The organism is Streptodolium elevatio (genome assembly GCF_040649515.1).
In the GTDB taxonomy this organism is placed as follows: Bacteria; Actinomycetota; Actinomycetes; order Streptomycetales; family Streptomycetaceae; genus Yinghuangia; species Yinghuangia elevatio.
In genome coordinates this window covers 1-14,994 of the sequence record NZ_JBEZFP010000025.1, presented here as the reverse complement: position 1 = coordinate 14,994, position 14,994 = coordinate 1, and the positions used below count along the sequence as shown (strand labels likewise).

The following is a 14,994-nucleotide window of genomic DNA, read 5'->3' as shown; positions in this document are numbered from 1 at the left end:
CTTGAAACCGGCCCGCGAGGACGCTCTACAGTGATCTCGTGCCGAAGATACGTGCTGCATCCGTCGCCGAGCACCGCGCCATGCAACATGCCGCGCTGCTCGATGCCGCCCGTGCGCTTCTGGACGAGGGCGGGTTCGCCGCACTGACCTTCCCCGCCCTCGCGGAACGCACCGGCCTCGCCCGCTCCTCCGTGTACGAGTACTTCCGCTCGCGGGCCGCCGTCGTCGAGGAACTGTGCGCCGTGGACCTCCCGGCCTGGGTGGCCGAGGTCGAGGACGCCATGGCCGCGGTCGAGGACCCGGCCGGGAAGATCGCGGCCTACGTCAACCGCCAGCTGGAGCTGGTCGGCGACCGCACGCACCGCGTGGTCGTCGCCATCTCCACCGGCGAGCTGGACGCCAACGCCCGCGAGCGCATACGTGCCGCGCACGGCCGGATCGTCGAGCTGGTCGTGAGCGCGCTCGCCGACCTGGGCCACCCCGACCCCATGCTGGTCGCCTCGCTCGTGCAGGGCATGGTCGACTCCGCGGTACGCCGCATCGAGTGCGGCGCCGACGGCGCGGAGGTCACCGCCGCGACACTCGGCCTCGTGCTGGGCGGGGTGGCGGAGGTCCGGCTGCCGGTGTCGGCCGAGACTGCCGAGCCGACCAAGACTGCCGAGTCGGGCGAGGACGTCGCCGAAGCGGTCGGCTCGCACGCCGGACCGGAAGCCGGCGTCGACGTCGGTGCCGACGGCGACGCGGTGCCGGCGGACGCCTGAGCCACCGCGGCGCAAGGCCGGACGGCGTCGCGGCGATGCCCGATGCGGTGCTGCCGGGCCGTGCGGCAGACATGCGTCGTACCGGGATGTGCGGTGCCGAGATGGACGACGCCCCGCTGAACCGCGTGCCCGCGTGCTCGCCGTGCCGGTCGGCAGTGGTGGTGTCGGCAGCGGACCGTGCGGCGGATACAGGCGTACCCCGGTGCCGCGCATCAGCTTGAGCGGATCCCGGTAGTCGGGGGCACCCTGCGCGGCGGCGCCGGAGGGCCCGTCGACCAGTCCCCAGTGCAGACAGGCATGGGCGGCGCAGTGCGAGGGCGCCGCCGACAGCGTGCCGATCACCGAACCCGCGCCCACCGCGGTGCCTGGTGCGACGGATGCTGCGACCGGTTCGTACGTCGTGAGCCGCCGGTCGTGCCGCACGGTCACGACGCCCTTCCCCGCGATGACGCCGGCGAACTCGACGATGCCCGCGCCCGCGACGCGCACCTGCTGCCCGGCCGTTCCGGCGAGATCGACACCGCGGTGGCCGGGCAGCCAATCGTGGTCCGGTGGGGCGAACAGGTGCACGACGACCGGGCGGGGGTCGAGCGGCCACACCCAGGCCCCGGTCGGCTGCGGCGGCACGAGCGGTGGAGGGATCGCACGGGACGCCGCGAGCGCCGGCAACCCGACCCCGGCCGTCGCGACGACGCAGACCGCGAGCGCGGCCAGCCCCGCACGCGCGGGCGGACGGATGCAGGCCCGGTCTCTCGGTGCCCGGTGCGCCCGGCGCCGGACTGCCGCCGGATCGCCCTTCCTGGCCGGTCGCGCGACGGCCCGCCGGAGCATAAGCCGAAGCGGACGCCCGGCAGGGCGGCGGTGGCCGGGACCACGCTGCCTGGGGCTGTGCGCGGGTGCTTGGGCGGAGCTGCGAGCGGGCCCCTGGGCGGGGTTGCCCGCTGAGTTGGGTGCGGGGTGATGGGCTGCGGCGGAGCTGGGAGGCGTCATGGACCGAGCGTGCGTGATCTCGCGGACGCCGCCGACCATCCGGCCAAGATCTGTGGAGTACCGCGAAAGTGGTCCGAAGCCTGTGGACAAATCAGCCCCGCCGCGGCACCGGCGACCGATCCTCCGGGCGCGCGATCCGTCGGCGGTATCCCGGCCGGTCTTCGGGCCAGTTCCCGGCGAGTCAGCGAGTCAGTGAGTCAGTGAGTCGGCGAGACAACGAGACAACGAGTCACGGAGGCGGCGAGACGTCCTCGTCCTTGGACAGGTCGAGCATGAAGGGCGGCCCCGGCGCCTGCGGGTTCCAACCGCGCGATAACGCAAGTCGAATCGTCCGGGCGACATCCGAGGGAACGACAGGGGCACTGGGAAGGACGAGCCAGTTCCCCGGATGCGCGTGGCCGGTATGGACCACTAGGACTGTCCCGGACGCGCCTTCGAGTTCCACCGCGTAGGTGCAGGGCGTCCAACCCAAGCCCTGGGAGTAGGTAGGTCGCCCTCGCAGCCGCCACCGATAGGCGGCCTCGCCGACGACGATGCGACGCGAGCCTCTCCTGCCGAGTGCCATCGATGCCTCTCGTGTCCACGTCCTCGACGGCAACCCTCGCAACCCGGCCTCCGAACCCGCAACCTCCGACCCCGCAACCTCCGACCCCGCCCTCCGAACCAGCAACTTCCGAACCCACGCCCCCCGAACTCGCAGCGTCCGAACACCCGGCCTCCGGCCCCCGACCTTGCGAACGCAGGGGATCGGACCGATCGCCCGACGAACTGCCCGTCGCTGCGGCCTCGGTGGGTGTGGCCTGCCGGTCGCCTATCGCTTCCCGCCCCACCCCGCGGGAGGTCTCCGCGGGGTCCGGACCGGGGCCGAAGTGGGGCCCTTGTTCGGTGGTTGGCCCCGTGGTCGCCGGGTCCCGTACACTTCGGACAGCGGCCCGGGGTTCCGGGCCGACTTCGCACGCCCACCTTCGGGCCCTCCGGTTTTCCACCGGTCATTTCGTGACCAGCGGAAAGACGATGCCGGGTCCGGTGGGACACCTCTCGGTCCGGGGGCCTGGCCCCCGGCGCGGTGTCACGGGCGTCAGGCGCGCGGACAACCCGTCGGCGCGGACAACCGAGCAGGCCCCGTGCACGTTATGCGGGGCGTACCACAAGGAGTACGGCCATGGCCGTCGTCACGATGCGGGAGCTGCTTGAGAGCGGCGTCCACTTCGGGCACCAGACCCGCCGTTGGAACCCGAAGATGAAGCGCTTCATCTTCACGGAGCGCAACGGCATCTACATCATCGACCTGATCCAGTCGCTGGGCTACATCGACCGGGCGTACGAGTTCGTGAAGGAGACGGTCGCGCACGGCGGCACCGTCCTCTTCGTGGGCACGAAGAAGCAGGCCCAGGAGGCCATCGCCGAGCAGGCGACCCGCGTCGGTATGCCGTACGTCAACCAGCGCTGGCTGGGCGGCATGCTCACCAACTTCTCGACCGTCCACAAGCGCCTCCAGCGCCTGAAGGAGCTCGAGGAGATCGACTTCGACGACGTGGCCGGCTCGGGCATGACGAAGAAGGAACTCCTCGTCCTCAAGCGCGAGAAGGACAAGCTCGACAAGACCCTCGGTGGCATCCGCGACATGCAGCGCGTGCCGTCCGCGGTGTGGATCGTCGACACCAAGAAGGAGCACATCGGCGTCGGCGAGGCGCGGAAGCTCAACATTCCGGTCGTCGCGATCCTCGACACCAACTGCGACCCGGACGAGGTCGACTACAAGATCCCGGGCAACGACGACGCGATCCGCTCCGTCACGCTGCTCACCCGCGTGATCGCCGACGCCGTGGCGGAGGGCCTGATGTCCCGCGCCGGTGCGTCGCAGGCCGACACGAAGGCCCCCGAGGTCGCCGCCGGCGAGCCGCTGGCCGAGTGGGAGCTCGAGCAGCTCCAGGGCGAGAAGAAGGCCGACGAGCCCGCCGCCGAGGCCCCGGCCGAGGCTGCGGCCGAGCCGGCCGCGGAGGCCCCGGCCGAGGCTGCCGCCGAGACCCCGGCCGCCGACGAGGCCCCGGCCGCCGAGGCCGAGGTGCAGGAGTCGGCCGAGACCGAGAAGGCCGTCGAGGCCGAGCAGTCCTGACGCCGAGTTGCGGGGGGTACGCCGGGAATCCGCGCGTACCCCTCGCATTCGTGCGGGCAGCGCCCGCGACCCGGTCACGGCCGCGTCCGCACGGAACCCCCGAAGACCACCGCGAGACGACACGCGAGAAGAAGAGATCTGACATGGCGAACTTCACCGCCCAGGACGTCAAGAAGCTCCGCGAGCTCACCGCCGCCGGGATGATGGACTGCAAGAAGGCCCTCGAAGAGGCGAACGGCGACCTGGACAAGGCCGTCGAGATCCTGCGCGTCAAGGGCCAGAAGGGCGTCACCAAGCGCGAGGGCCGCTCGGCCTCCAACGGTGCCGTCGTCGCCGTCCTGGACGGCACCTCCGCCGGCGTCCTGCTTGAGCTCAAGTGCGAGACGGACTTCGTCGCCAAGGGCGACCGCTTCATCGCCGTCGCCAACGAGATCGCCGGACACGTCGCCAAGACCTCTCCCGCGGACCTCGACGCCCTGCTCGCGAGCGAGATCGAGCCCGGCAAGACCGTGCAGGTGTTCGTCGACGAGGCCAACGCGACCCTCGGCGAGAAGATCGTCCTGGACCGCTTCGCGCAGTTCGCCGACGGCTACGTGGCCGCGTACCTGCACAAGACCAGCCCGGACCTGCCCCCGCAGGTCGGCGTGCTCGTCGAGCTCTCCGGCGAGAACGCCGAGGTCGCCAAGGACGTCGCGCAGCACATCGCGGCCTTCTCCCCGACCTACCTGAGCCGCGAGGACGTCCCGGCGGGGATCGTCGAGAACGAGCGCAAGGTCGCCGAGGCCACCGCGCGCGAGGAGGGCAAGCCGGAGGCCGCCCTCACCAAGATCGTCGAGGGCCGGGTGACGGGCTTCTACAAGGAGAACGTCGTCCTGGAGCAGGCGTTCGCCAAGGACAGCAAGAAGTCGGTGCAGAAGATCCTGGACGAGGCCGGCGTCTCGCTCAAGCGCTTCGCCCGCTTCCGCGTCGGCGTCTGATCCGGCTCGCAGCGCCAGAAGTACCGGCAACACCAGCGGTGAACAGGCGTCCGGGACCGGAGTACCGAGTCCCCGGCGCCGGGAAAGACGAGGAGGCCACTTCCGTGGAGGGACCCGTGCAGGAAACCGAAACGGGGGCGGCCTCGTCGTCTTCCGACGGGGTCGACCCGAAGGCGTACCGCCGACGCGTCCTGCTGAAGCTCTCGGGCGAGGCGTTCGCGGGCGGCGGCGGCCTCGGTGTCGACCCCGACGTGGTCCAGGGCATCGCCCGGCAGATCGCCGAGGTGGTACGCCTCGGCACCGAGGTCGCCGTGGTCATCGGGGGCGGCAACTTCTTCCGCGGCGCGGAGCTCCAGGTGCGCGGCATGGACCGGGCCCGCTCCGACTACATGGGCATGCTCGGCACCGTCATGAACTGCCTTGCGCTCCAGGACTTCCTGGAGAAGCTGGGCATCGACACGCGCGTGCAGACCGCGATCACCATGGGGCAGGTCGCGGAGCCGTACATTCCGCGCCGCGCCATCAGGCACCTGGAGAAGGGCCGCGTGGTGATCTTCGGTGCGGGTATGGGCATGCCGTACTTCTCGACCGACACCACCGCCGCACAGCGGGCCCTGGAGATCGATGCGTCGGCCATTCTGATGGCCAAGGGCGTGGACGGCGTGTACGACTCCGACCCGAAGACGAACCCCGACGCGGTCCTGTTCGACAGTCTGGACCACGCCGAAGTGCTCGCCCGCGAGCTGAAGGTCGCCGATGCGACGGCCATCAGCCTCTGCATGGACAACCGACTGCCGATCGTCGTGTTCAACCTGCTGGTCGAGGGCAACATCGCCCGGGCCGTGCGGGGTGAGAAGATCGGCACCCTGATCAGCCGTACCAACGGCTGATCCACGGCGACACCGGACCGGGACAGGAGCCGAGACGTGATCGATGAAACCCTCCTCGAGGCCGAGGAGAAGATGGAGAAGGCCGTATCGGTCGCCAAGGAGGACTTCTCGGCGATCCGTACGGGGCGTGCCACCCCGGCGATGTTCAACAAGATCGTCGTCGACTACTACGGCGCGATGACCCCGGTGAACCAGCTCGCCTCGTTCACCGTGCCCGAGCCCCGCATGGTCCTGATCACGCCGTTCGACAAGAGTTCGACCAACGCGGTGATCAAGGCGATCCGCGACTCGGACCTGGGCGTGAACCCGACCGACGACGGCAAGGTCATCCGCGTCGTGTTCCCGCAGCTGACCGAGGAGCGCCGCAAGGAGTTCATCAAGGTCGCCCGCGGCAAGGCCGAGGACTCCCGCATCTCGATCCGCAGCGTGCGCCGCAAGGCCAAGGAGACGCTCGACAAGCTCGTCAAGGACGGCGAGTCGGGCGAGGACGACGTGCGCCGCGCGGAGAAGGAGCTCGACGACATCACCCACCGCTATGTCGTGCAGGTGGACGAGCTGCTTAAGCACAAGGAAGCCGAGCTGCTCGAGGTCTGATGAACAACTCCACCTGGGACGGCGCACCGGAGCCCGAAGGGCGTTCCGGGCACGGCCCGTTCCAACCGTACGACCCGTGGGCGGGCCAGGCCGTGCAGGCGCCGGGCCCGCAGTCGGCCTACGACGCGGACGCGCTGCGCACCCAGGTGATACCGGCGGTGCCCGTCGACATGGCGGGCATGGCCGCGGCGGACGGGACCCCCGACGCGTGGCCCGGAGAGTACGGCTCGGGATCCACCCGGGCGCAGCAGCACCCGGACACCGTCGAGGGGGTACAGGATTCCGGTGGGATCCATGACGGCACGGCCGCGTACCCCGACGACGGTGCACCTGATGGCGACGACGGAGGGCACACGGCCTATCTGCCGGTCGTCGACCCGGGCGTACGCGCGCCCCGCGACACTGCCGAGCCGCCGGTGACCGGGCGCGAGACGCCCGGCGCGCCCAAGAAGAGCCGGGCGGGCCGCAACCTCCCTGCCGCGATCGGTGTGGCGCTGTTGCTGGGCGGGGTGATCGTCGGGTCGCTGCTGACCGTGCCGGTGGTCTTCGTCGGCATTGTGCTCGCCGCGGCCCTCATCGGCCTGTGGGAGTTCTCCGGCGCGCTCGGCCGCGCCCGGGAAGGCAAGGGCGACCAGGGCGTGTCCGTACGCCTGCCGCTCATCCCGCTGGCGGCCGGCGCCGTGGCGATGGAGATCGCCGCGTACCAGCGCGGTCCCGAAGGACTGGGCATCGCCCTCGCGCTCACCGCGCTCGCCGTCATGGTGTGGCGGATGACCGAAGGCCCCGAGGACTACCTGCGGGACATGGCCACGGGCGTCTTCGCGGCGTTCTATCTGCCCTTCCTGGCCGGGTTCGCGGTGCTGATGCTGGCCGCCGACGACGGTGCCAAGCGCGTCCTGACCTTCATGATCGTCGTGGTGTGCAGCGACACCGGCGCCTACGCGGCCGGAGTGTCGTTCGGCAAGCACAAGATGGCTCCGACCATCAGCCCCGGCAAGACGTGGGAGGGCTTCGCGGGCGCGGTCGTCACGTGTGCGGTCGGCGGCGCGCTGTGCCTGACGCTCATGCTCGACGGCCAGTGGTGGCAGGGCGCGCTGCTCGGTGCGGCGGTCGCCGCCACCGCGGCGCTGGGCGACCTCGTAGAGTCGATGATCAAGCGCGACCTGGGCGTCAAGGACATGGGCAATCTGCTGCCCGGCCACGGCGGCCTGATGGACCGCCTCGACTCGCTGCTGGCCTCGGCCCCGGTGGTGTGGCTGCTGCTGGAGCTGTACCTGTAGCGCCCGGGAAGTCCGCAGCACGGAAGACCACGCAGTACGCGTCGAGCCCGGCAGGCCATCCGCCCGCCGGGCTCGACGCATGCCGGGGATGCACGCCCAGCGGGCCGCGACGCTTGCCAAGCTCAGCCCGAGCTTCGCGGCGACCCCGAGCTTCGCGACGACCCCGGAGCGAGGCGTACGAGGCACCCCGCCGGACCTGAGACACTGGACAGATCATGCCCAAGCCTGGAGAGCTCACCTTTGCCGCCCCGCGCCGCGCCAAGCCGCCGCGCCACCTCGCCGATCTGTCGCCCGCCGAGCGCCGTGAGGCGGTCGCCGCGCTCGGTGAGAAGCCGTTCCGGGCCGGGCAGTTGTCGCGCCACTACTTCACCCGCCTCGCCGACGACCCCGCGCAGTGGACCGACATGCCGGCCGCGTTGCGCGAACGGCTCGCGGGCGAGCTGATGCCCGACCTGATGACCTCGGTGCGGGACATCGCGTGCGACGACGGTGCGACGCGGAAGACGCTGTGGAAGCTCTTCGACGGCACACTCGTCGAGTCGGTCCTCATGCGCTACCCCGAGCGCGTCACCATGTGCGTGTCCTCGCAGGCCGGCTGCGGCATGAACTGCCCGTTCTGCGCGACCGGTCAGGCGGGGCTCACCCGCAACCTGTCGACGGCGGAGATCGTCGAGCAGGTCGTCGCAGGTGCCCGCGCGCTGCAGCGCGGCGAGATCCCCGGCGGGCCGGGCCGGGTCAGCAACATCGTCTTCATGGGCATGGGCGAGCCGCTGGCCAACTACAAGGCGGTCCTGGGTGCGGTACGCCGCATCACCGACCCGTCGCCCGACGGCCTGGGCATCTCACAGCGCTCGGTGACGATCTCGACGGTCGGCCTGGTGCCGGCCATGGAAAAGCTCGCCGACGAGGGACTCAGCTGCACGCTCGCGCTGTCCCTGCACGCGCCCGACGACGAACTGCGCGACACCCTCGTCCCGGTCAACACCCGCTGGCCGGTCCGCGAGGTCCTGGACGCCGCCTGGCGCTACGAGGACAAGACCGGGCGCCGCGTGTCGATCGAGTACGCGCTGATCAAGGACATCAACGACCACGCGTGGCGGGCCGACCTGCTGGGCAAGCGCCTGCGGAACCACAACGCGCACGTCAACCTGATCCCGCTCAACCCGACGCCCGGATCGAAGTGGACGGCGTCGACGCAGCAGCGCCAGGACGACTTCGTGCGGCTGCTGGAGGCGCACGGCGTCCCCGTCACGGTTCGCGACACCCGGGGCCGCGACATCGACGGAGCCTGCGGCCAGCTCGCCGCCGCTGACGTCGGCTGACCCGCCCCGCGCAGGCACCCCCGCGGTCGTCCGGGGCCTCACCCGGGAAACCACTTGAAAGTCCGTCGGCCAACCGCTCGGACGCTTATCGCACCCTTAGGTCCCGTGAGGGACAGTGGAGTCAGTACCGCCGCAGAGGTTCCGGAACCCCCGTACGGAACACGTGGCGGTACGACCAGGCCGCCCGCCCCGCAGGAGGCGGGCCGGCCCGGCGCAAGCGTCCCGGGGCAGTGCGTGGCCCCCGGAGGCGATAAACACGCCCGGGCCGTCGCGGAAGGGGACGCCGCGACGGTCCGGATGTGTTGACGAAGCCCGGTCCGCCCCAAGCGGCCCGGGCTTTGGCGTCTTCCACGGTGAGTTCGCGGCTGTCGGTCGCGGCGGCAGCTTGGGGTGGTCGGGGCCGGGGCACAGACTGTGGTCGGCGACGAGTTCGTCAGCGTGGCGGTCACGCGCTCGGCGGCATGACGACCGCGGCGGGGCGGCCCCAGCCGGTGACACCGCCGCGCGCGAGTCGCCGCGTCACCAGCGCGACGGCGATCGCGACACCTGCCGCCAGAGCCATGCCGAAGGTGACGCCCGCCGTCACCGCCTGCTCGGACACCGGAACCGAGGGCTCGTGTCCGCCCATCTCCAGCGGCCACGTCGCGACGACACCGAGAACCGCCGCCCCGCCCCAGGCGACCGTGACCGGGAGCAGCACCGTGAGTGCCAGCGTGGCCCGGTCGACCCAGGGCGCCGCGCCGAGCATGTGCAGATTGCGTGCCGAGTCCTGCCGCGTGTGGGCGTTCTCGACCAGGACCGCCAGCAGGCCTGCCGCGGCGCACACCGTCGCGGCGGTCACCAGCGCCAGCAGCGGCAGGTCGCCGGGGGCGTTGCCGGGACCCCGCACGTGCAGCGTGCGCGACGTCACCAGCAGCGTCGTCGTCCCCGCGAGGAGCCCGAGCGGTACGGCCAGCGCCGCGGTGTCCGCCTCCATCCGCCGCGCGGCACACAGCAGCGCGGGCAGCCGCGTGTGCGCCACGACCGACTCCGCGGCCCAGTGCACCAGCCAGGGCACCGACAGGGCCGCGCCGACGACGACAAGCGCGTAGCCCACGGCCGCCAGCGGGTGCACCAGCCCGAGTCCGCCCGGCAGCCGGACCGGCGGCGCGATGGCGTGGGGCAGTACCTCGGCGAGCATGCCGGCGCCGATCATCGTGGGCCCGGCGACGCCGACCGTACGTGCGGTCGGCGTGGTGTGCGGTCGGGGGGCGGGGGCACGTAGTGCGGACGTTGTCGCGAGGACTGTTGTGAGCGGCACCACGCCGAGTACGAACACCAGTCCGAGGAGCGGGATTTCGTTGCCGACCGCGAGAACGTCGCGGACCAGCCCGCTGCCCGGCACGTCGGGGTCGAACACCGCGCGCGCGATGAGATGCGCCTGCAGGCCGGCCACCGTGCCCATGGCGCTCGCCAAAGCCGCTTCGGTCGCCGCGAGTTCGCGGACCTGCTCGGGCATCGAGGCGGGGCCGACCAGGAGTTCCGTGCGCTCCGCACGCGCGGCGGCGGTGAGCCGCGAGACGACCGCGGTCAGCTGCGCGGTCACCGCGAGGACGAGCAAGCCCGCGAACACCGGCCTTGCCACGCTGCCGCCGCGTCCGGCCGCCGCATACGCCATGGCGCACAGCAGCAGCGCGGTCCCGACCGCAGCGACACACGCGGTGCCGAAGAGCCGGAGGTGGTCCGCGCGCGTACCTTCGCGCAGATTGCCGAGCACGATCCGGATCACAAGGCCCTCCGGCCGTCGTCAGGCGTCGGCGCGCGCCGGGGCGGGGCGTCCGTCGCGGAGTTCGAGGTGCCGGTCGGCGTGCGCCGCGACCTTGGGGTCGTCGGTGGCCAGCACGAGGGCGATCCCGTGCGAGCGCGACGCGGTGACCAGAATGCGCATCAGATGGTCGAGTTCGGCCGTGTCGAGGCCCAGCGCCGGTTCGTCGGCGAAGACGACGTCGGGGCGGGCGACGAGGGCGCGGGCGACGGCCGCGCGGCGCAGCAGGGCGGTCGGCAGCTCGTGCGGCCGGCGTTCGGCCTGGTCGAGTACGTCGAGGCGGCCCATCCAGTGCCGGGCGGCGGCGAAGGCCGAGTCGCGGGCGGAGGGTTCGAGCAGCAGCGGCAGCGCGACGTTCTCCAGCACGGTGAGTTCCGGCATGAGCCGCGCGCGGCCGTCCATCATCCCGAAGTGCGTGCGGCGCAGTTGCGCGCGGGCGCGTTCCCCGAGCGTGTGCAGGGGGCGGCTGTTGAACCACACTTGGCCGGCGTCCGCCGCCAGTACGCCCGAGAGCACCGCGAGGAGCGCGGACTTGCCCGACCCGGGAGGACCGGTGACCGCGAAGGTCTCGTCGGCCCGGATGCTGACCGACAGGCGGCGCAGGATGGTCGCCGGACCGCGGGTGACGGTGACGTCCTGGGTGCGCAGGACGTCGTTGTCCGGGTTGCGGGTGCCGTCCTCGGCGATCGCGAAACCGGTGCCCGGGGTGTGCGGCACGGGCTCCTCGGACACCTGGCTGACCGCCGACCGGGTCGACCGCGCCGTACGGGGCGAAAGGGCCGACCGGGGTGAAAGGGCCATATCGATACCTCCGGGACAGGACTGTCCGCCCCCGTCCCGCCCAGTGCAACGAGCCGCGCCGATGAGAGGGCACGGGTGGGTGAACCGCTGCTCCAGCCGGGTGCGGCCCGGTGCCCCGAAAGGGGTCGAACAGGTGTGGCAGGCGGCGTCCGCGGAACGATTTTCACACCGGCTGTTCGGCCGCCCGGCCCAAGCCGTCACCGGTTCTTCGGCGGCACGTCCGCCGTTCGCCCGGCAAGCGCCCTGGTCACCGTTACCCGGGGCGGCGATGATGGGCCGTCAGGGCCCGACGGGCCGGGGTGTGGGAAGAGCGGGGACCTGCAATGCACGAGATCGGTTGGCTGGACCTGCCGAACCAGCTCAACGCGCGGGATGTGGGCGGTCTGCCGCTCGCGGGCGGCGGGAGCACGCGGGCGGGCGTCCTGATGCGCTGCGAGACGCCGGACCTCCTGACGGACGAGGCGGTGGCGCGGCTGTCGTCGGCGTACGGCGTGCGCCACGTGTTCGACCTGAGGTCCGTGGGCGAAGGCCTGCCGGTGGTGCAGTGGCCCGGGATCGTGCGGCACAGCATGCCGCTGCTCGGGCGCCGCGCCGGTGCCGCCCAGGACGCCGACGAGGCCCGCGGCGTGGGCGACATCTCGGCGGGCCAGGTGGACGTCCTGGGGGACGACGCCGACCTCGACCTCGCGACCGTGGACGTGCACGGTGCGGGGCGGCTCTACATGGGCATGGCCGAACGCGGCAAGGACGCGTTCGCGCAAGCCCTGCGGCTGCTGACCGACGACGACGCGGGGCCGACGCTCGTGCACTGCACGGCGGGCAAGGACCGTACCGGCGTGCTCGTGGCCCTGCTGCTGTCGGTGGTCGGGGTGGAACGGCAGGCGATCGTCGACGACTACTCGGCGACTCGCATCCACCTGCGCGAGATGTTCCGGCGGATCGACCGCATCCCGTCCCAGCCGCGATTGCAGCCCGGTACGCCCGCGGCGGCGGCCCTGCGCGACGCGGCTCCCGAGTCGATGGAGGCGTTCCTCGACGCGGTCGGCGAACGCTATGGCACCGCCGCGGAGTTCTTCCTCAAGGCCGGTGCCGAGCCGGTGTGGATCGAACGCTGGCGCGAGCGCTTCGTGGACGCCTGAGCGAGGCCCCGAGCCCGAGTGGATTCGGGAACACGTGTGGAGGCAGGGCAACTGCCTGCCTCCACAAGGTGTGCGCCGAGTTTGGTGATCGACTCGGTGACCTGCCCGGTGACCGGCTCAGTGACCGGCTCAGTGGCCGACGAACCGCCCGAACGCCGCCGCGAGGCGCGACTCGCGGTTGGTGCGCTGCTCCTCGCCGTCGGCCGCCGACATGACGCGCAGGCCGACGTTCGTGCCCAGCCAGCGCAGCGGCTCGGGCTCCCAGCGCGGCGAGCGGTGCTGCACCCACGGCAGGCGCGTCAGGTCGGAGTACTGGTCGCGGATCAGATCGGCGAGCGTACGTCCGGCCAGGTTGGCGGTGCCGACGCCGTCGCCGACGTAGCCGCCCGCCCACGCCAGCTTACGCGCCCGGTCCATGCCGCAACTGGCGTACCAGTCACGGGACACGCCCAGCGCGCCGCCCCACGTGTGGGTGATCTTCGCGCCGCCCAGCGTGGGGAACAGCTCGCGGAGCACCCTGTGCAGTTCCGCGAACACCTTTTCATCGCGGTCGAATTCGGGGCGGATCGAGGAGCCGAAGTGGTACGGCGCACCGCGCCCGCCGAAGGCAAGCCGTCCGTCCGCCGTCCGCTGCCCGTAGATGATCAGGTGCCGCAGGTCGCTGAACGTCTCGCGCTCGGCGAGCCCGACCTCGTCCCAGAAGCTGTCCGGCAGCGGCTCGGTGGCGATCATCAGGGAGTACACCGGCACCAAGTCGCGCCGGAAACCCGGAAGTTCGGGGGTGTACCCCTCGGTCGCCCGGACCACCATCTCGGCGCGTACGGTGCCGTTCGGCGTCACCGCGGCGCCACCGTCGATCAACGTGACCGGCGTGCCCTCGTAGATCGTGACGCCGCGCCGCTCGACCGCCTCGGCGAGCCCGCGCGCGAGCTTCGCCGGCTGGATGGCCGCGCAGTGCGGGGTGTAGACGGCGCCGAGGACATCGGTCGCATTGAACCGCGCCCGGGCCTCGTCCGCGAGCAGCAACTGCACGTCGTCCTTGCCGAAGCCCCAAGAGCGTTCGTCCTCGACCATGGCGTGCGCGCGGCGCATCTGCACGTGGCTGCGCGCCGCCATGATGGTGCCGCCCTTGGCGAAGCCGCAGTCGATGCCCTCGGCGGCCACGACGCGCCCGACCTCGTCGACGGTCGCGTTCATCGCGCGCTGCTGTGCGACGGCGCGCTCGCGCGTACTGCTGCGGGCGACCTTGGCCAGGCTCGCCGGGAACAGCGCCGAGCACCAGCCGCCGTTGCGGCCGGACGCGCCGAACCCGGCGATCTCGCGCTCCAGGACCGCGATGCGCAGCGACGGGTCAGCCTCGGCCAGGTAGTACGCCGTCCACAGGCCGGTGTAGCCGGCGCCGACGATCGCGACGTCGACGTCCAGGTCGCCGGACAGTGCGGGACGCGGCTTGACGTCCTCGTCCAGCGTGTCGAACCACAGGGACAGATCGCGGTAGCCGCTCACCGGCGCCACGTCCTCACATATTCGGGAACCGGCAACTCGTGGCGCAGGTCCGGGGCGGGGATCGGATCGTAGAACGTCTCGCCGAGCGGAACCGTGCCCGCCCATACGGGTGAGTCGAGATCGTCCCCGTCGTCGTCCGGGTCGCCCGCGGAGACCTTGACCGACGCCTCGTCCAGCGGCAGGGCCAGGACGAGCGTGGCCGCCAGCTCCTTGCCCTTGTGCGCACGGAGTTCGGCGCGGCGCCCGGGCATCAGGTGGTCGGTGAGCAGGTCGAGCGCGGCCGCCTTGGCGTCCCCGTCGACGACCTCGCAGCTGCCCAGGACCATCGCGCAGCGGTAGTTCATGGACGACTCGAACGCCGAGCGGGCCACGACCAGGCCGTCGAGCAGCGTCACGGTCAGGCAGGTCGGCGCGCCCGCGGCGAGGGTGCGGAACAGGCGGCTGCCGGTCGAGCCGTGGATGAGCACGCGGTCGCCGTCGCGGGCGTACGCGACGGGCAGGACGTACGGGCGCCCCTGCTCGTCGGACACCGCGACGTGCGCCACGAGGCCGGCGTCGAGGACGGCGTGCAGGACCGCGCGGTCGGTGACCGCCTTCTCGGCGAGCCGTCGTATGCGCGTGCGGTCGGTGCTTCCCGGGGCGGGTGGTGCCGTGGCCAAGGTCGCGGGCCTTCTCTCGCGTAGGACGTCGGATACGACTGTGCCGTCGGGGGGGGGGGGGGGCGCCCCCCGCCCACGGGCGGGGGGTGTGAGGTTTTGTGGGGGGGTGAGGGAGAGACCACCTCAGAACAAAAAAAAAAACCACAACTAAAAAG

Annotated in this window: 11 protein-coding genes and 2 pseudogenes; 8 read left to right on the top strand and 5 right to left on the bottom strand. The window is 71.9% G+C overall.

Annotated elements, in window-relative coordinates; translation table 11 throughout:
* Positions 1–38 precede the first annotated feature (38 nt).
* Positions 39–605: pseudogene (locus AB0C36_RS12480) on the top strand (TetR/AcrR family transcriptional regulator); the annotation flags it as partial.
* A gap of 444 nt (positions 606–1,049) precedes the next feature.
* On the opposite strand, the pseudogene AB0C36_RS12475 reads toward AB0C36_RS12480, so the two are convergent.
* Positions 1,050–1,592, bottom strand: a pseudogene (locus AB0C36_RS12475) (peptidoglycan DD-metalloendopeptidase family protein); the annotation flags it as partial.
* Positions 1,593–2,913: 1,321 nt separating this feature from the next.
* On the opposite strand from AB0C36_RS12475, the gene rpsB reads away from it, so the two are divergent.
* The 6 genes from rpsB to rlmN all read left to right on the top strand — a co-directional run bounded on the left by rpsB (position 2,914) and on the right by rlmN (position 8,930).
* The gene (rpsB, locus tag AB0C36_RS12470; protein WP_358352869.1) at positions 2,914–3,867 is read left to right on the top strand and encodes a 30S ribosomal protein S2; all 954 of its coding nucleotides are present in this window, start codon (positions 2,914–2,916) and stop codon (positions 3,865–3,867) included.
* A gap of 143 nt (positions 3,868–4,010) precedes the next feature.
* The gene (tsf, locus tag AB0C36_RS12465) at positions 4,011–4,844 is read left to right on the top strand and encodes a translation elongation factor Ts (protein WP_358352868.1); all 834 of its coding nucleotides are present in this window, start codon (positions 4,011–4,013) and stop codon (positions 4,842–4,844) included.
* 191 nt (positions 4,845–5,035) lie between these two features.
* Complete coding sequence (gene pyrH / locus AB0C36_RS12460; protein WP_358352974.1) at positions 5,036–5,734, top strand: UMP kinase; 699 nt, start codon at positions 5,036–5,038, stop codon at positions 5,732–5,734.
* A gap of 36 nt (positions 5,735–5,770) precedes the next feature.
* On the top strand, positions 5,771–6,328 hold the full coding sequence (gene frr / locus AB0C36_RS12455; protein WP_358352866.1) for a ribosome recycling factor: 558 nt from the start codon (positions 5,771–5,773) through the stop codon (positions 6,326–6,328).
* On the top strand, positions 6,328–7,608 hold the full coding sequence (locus AB0C36_RS12450) for a phosphatidate cytidylyltransferase (RefSeq protein ID WP_358352864.1): 1,281 nt from the start codon (positions 6,328–6,330) through the stop codon (positions 7,606–7,608). Before frr ends, AB0C36_RS12450 begins: the two co-directional genes overlap by 1 nt.
* 215 nt (positions 7,609–7,823) lie before the next feature.
* The gene (gene rlmN, locus AB0C36_RS12445) at positions 7,824–8,930 is read left to right on the top strand and encodes a dual-specificity RNA methyltransferase RlmN (RefSeq protein ID WP_358352863.1); all 1,107 of its coding nucleotides are present in this window, start codon (positions 7,824–7,826) and stop codon (positions 8,928–8,930) included.
* A 445-nt stretch (positions 8,931–9,375) separates the two neighbouring features.
* Here the strand turns inward: rlmN and AB0C36_RS12440 are convergent, their stop codons facing one another.
* Both AB0C36_RS12440 and AB0C36_RS12435 read right to left on the bottom strand, forming a co-directional pair.
* Entirely contained in the window at positions 9,376–10,698 is a 1,323-nt protein-coding gene (locus AB0C36_RS12440; RefSeq protein ID WP_358352861.1) for a hypothetical protein, read from the bottom strand.
* Positions 10,699–10,716: 18 nt separating this feature from the next.
* Complete coding sequence (locus AB0C36_RS12435; protein WP_358352859.1) at positions 10,717–11,451, bottom strand: ABC transporter ATP-binding protein; 735 nt, start codon at positions 11,449–11,451, stop codon at positions 10,717–10,719.
* A 407-nt stretch (positions 11,452–11,858) separates the two neighbouring features.
* Between AB0C36_RS12435 and AB0C36_RS12430 the strand changes: the two genes are divergently transcribed.
* The gene (locus AB0C36_RS12430; RefSeq protein ID WP_358352857.1) at positions 11,859–12,674 is read left to right on the top strand and encodes a tyrosine-protein phosphatase; all 816 of its coding nucleotides are present in this window, start codon (positions 11,859–11,861) and stop codon (positions 12,672–12,674) included.
* A gap of 129 nt (positions 12,675–12,803) precedes the next feature.
* On the opposite strand, the gene AB0C36_RS12425 is transcribed toward AB0C36_RS12430, so the two are convergent.
* Together AB0C36_RS12425 and AB0C36_RS12420 are read right to left on the bottom strand one after the other, a co-directional pair.
* A complete protein-coding gene (locus AB0C36_RS12425) occupies positions 12,804–14,180 on the bottom strand; it encodes an NAD(P)/FAD-dependent oxidoreductase (RefSeq protein ID WP_358352856.1) in 1,377 nt (458 codons plus the stop codon).
* Complete coding sequence (locus AB0C36_RS12420) at positions 14,177–14,839, bottom strand: pyridoxamine 5'-phosphate oxidase family protein (protein WP_358352854.1); 663 nt, start codon at positions 14,837–14,839, stop codon at positions 14,177–14,179. The genes AB0C36_RS12425 and AB0C36_RS12420 overlap by 4 nt, the downstream gene beginning before the upstream one ends.
* Positions 14,840–14,994: the final 155 nt, after the last annotated feature.

Excerpts from the sequence above, each read along its gene's own strand:
- rlmN (WP_358352863.1), top strand. The coding sequence starts at position 7,824 with ATGCCCAAGCCTGGAGAGCTCACCTTTGCCGCCCCGCGCCGCGCCAAG.
- tsf (WP_358352868.1), top strand. The coding sequence starts at position 4,011 with ATGGCGAACTTCACCGCCCAGGACGTCAAGAAGCTCCGCGAGCTCACC.
- rpsB (WP_358352869.1), top strand. The coding sequence starts at position 2,914 with ATGGCCGTCGTCACGATGCGGGAGCTGCTTGAGAGCGGCGTCCACTTC.
- AB0C36_RS12450 (WP_358352864.1), top strand. The coding sequence starts at position 6,328 with ATGAACAACTCCACCTGGGACGGCGCACCGGAGCCCGAAGGGCGTTCC.
- AB0C36_RS12430 (WP_358352857.1), top strand. The coding sequence starts at position 11,859 with ATGCACGAGATCGGTTGGCTGGACCTGCCGAACCAGCTCAACGCGCGG.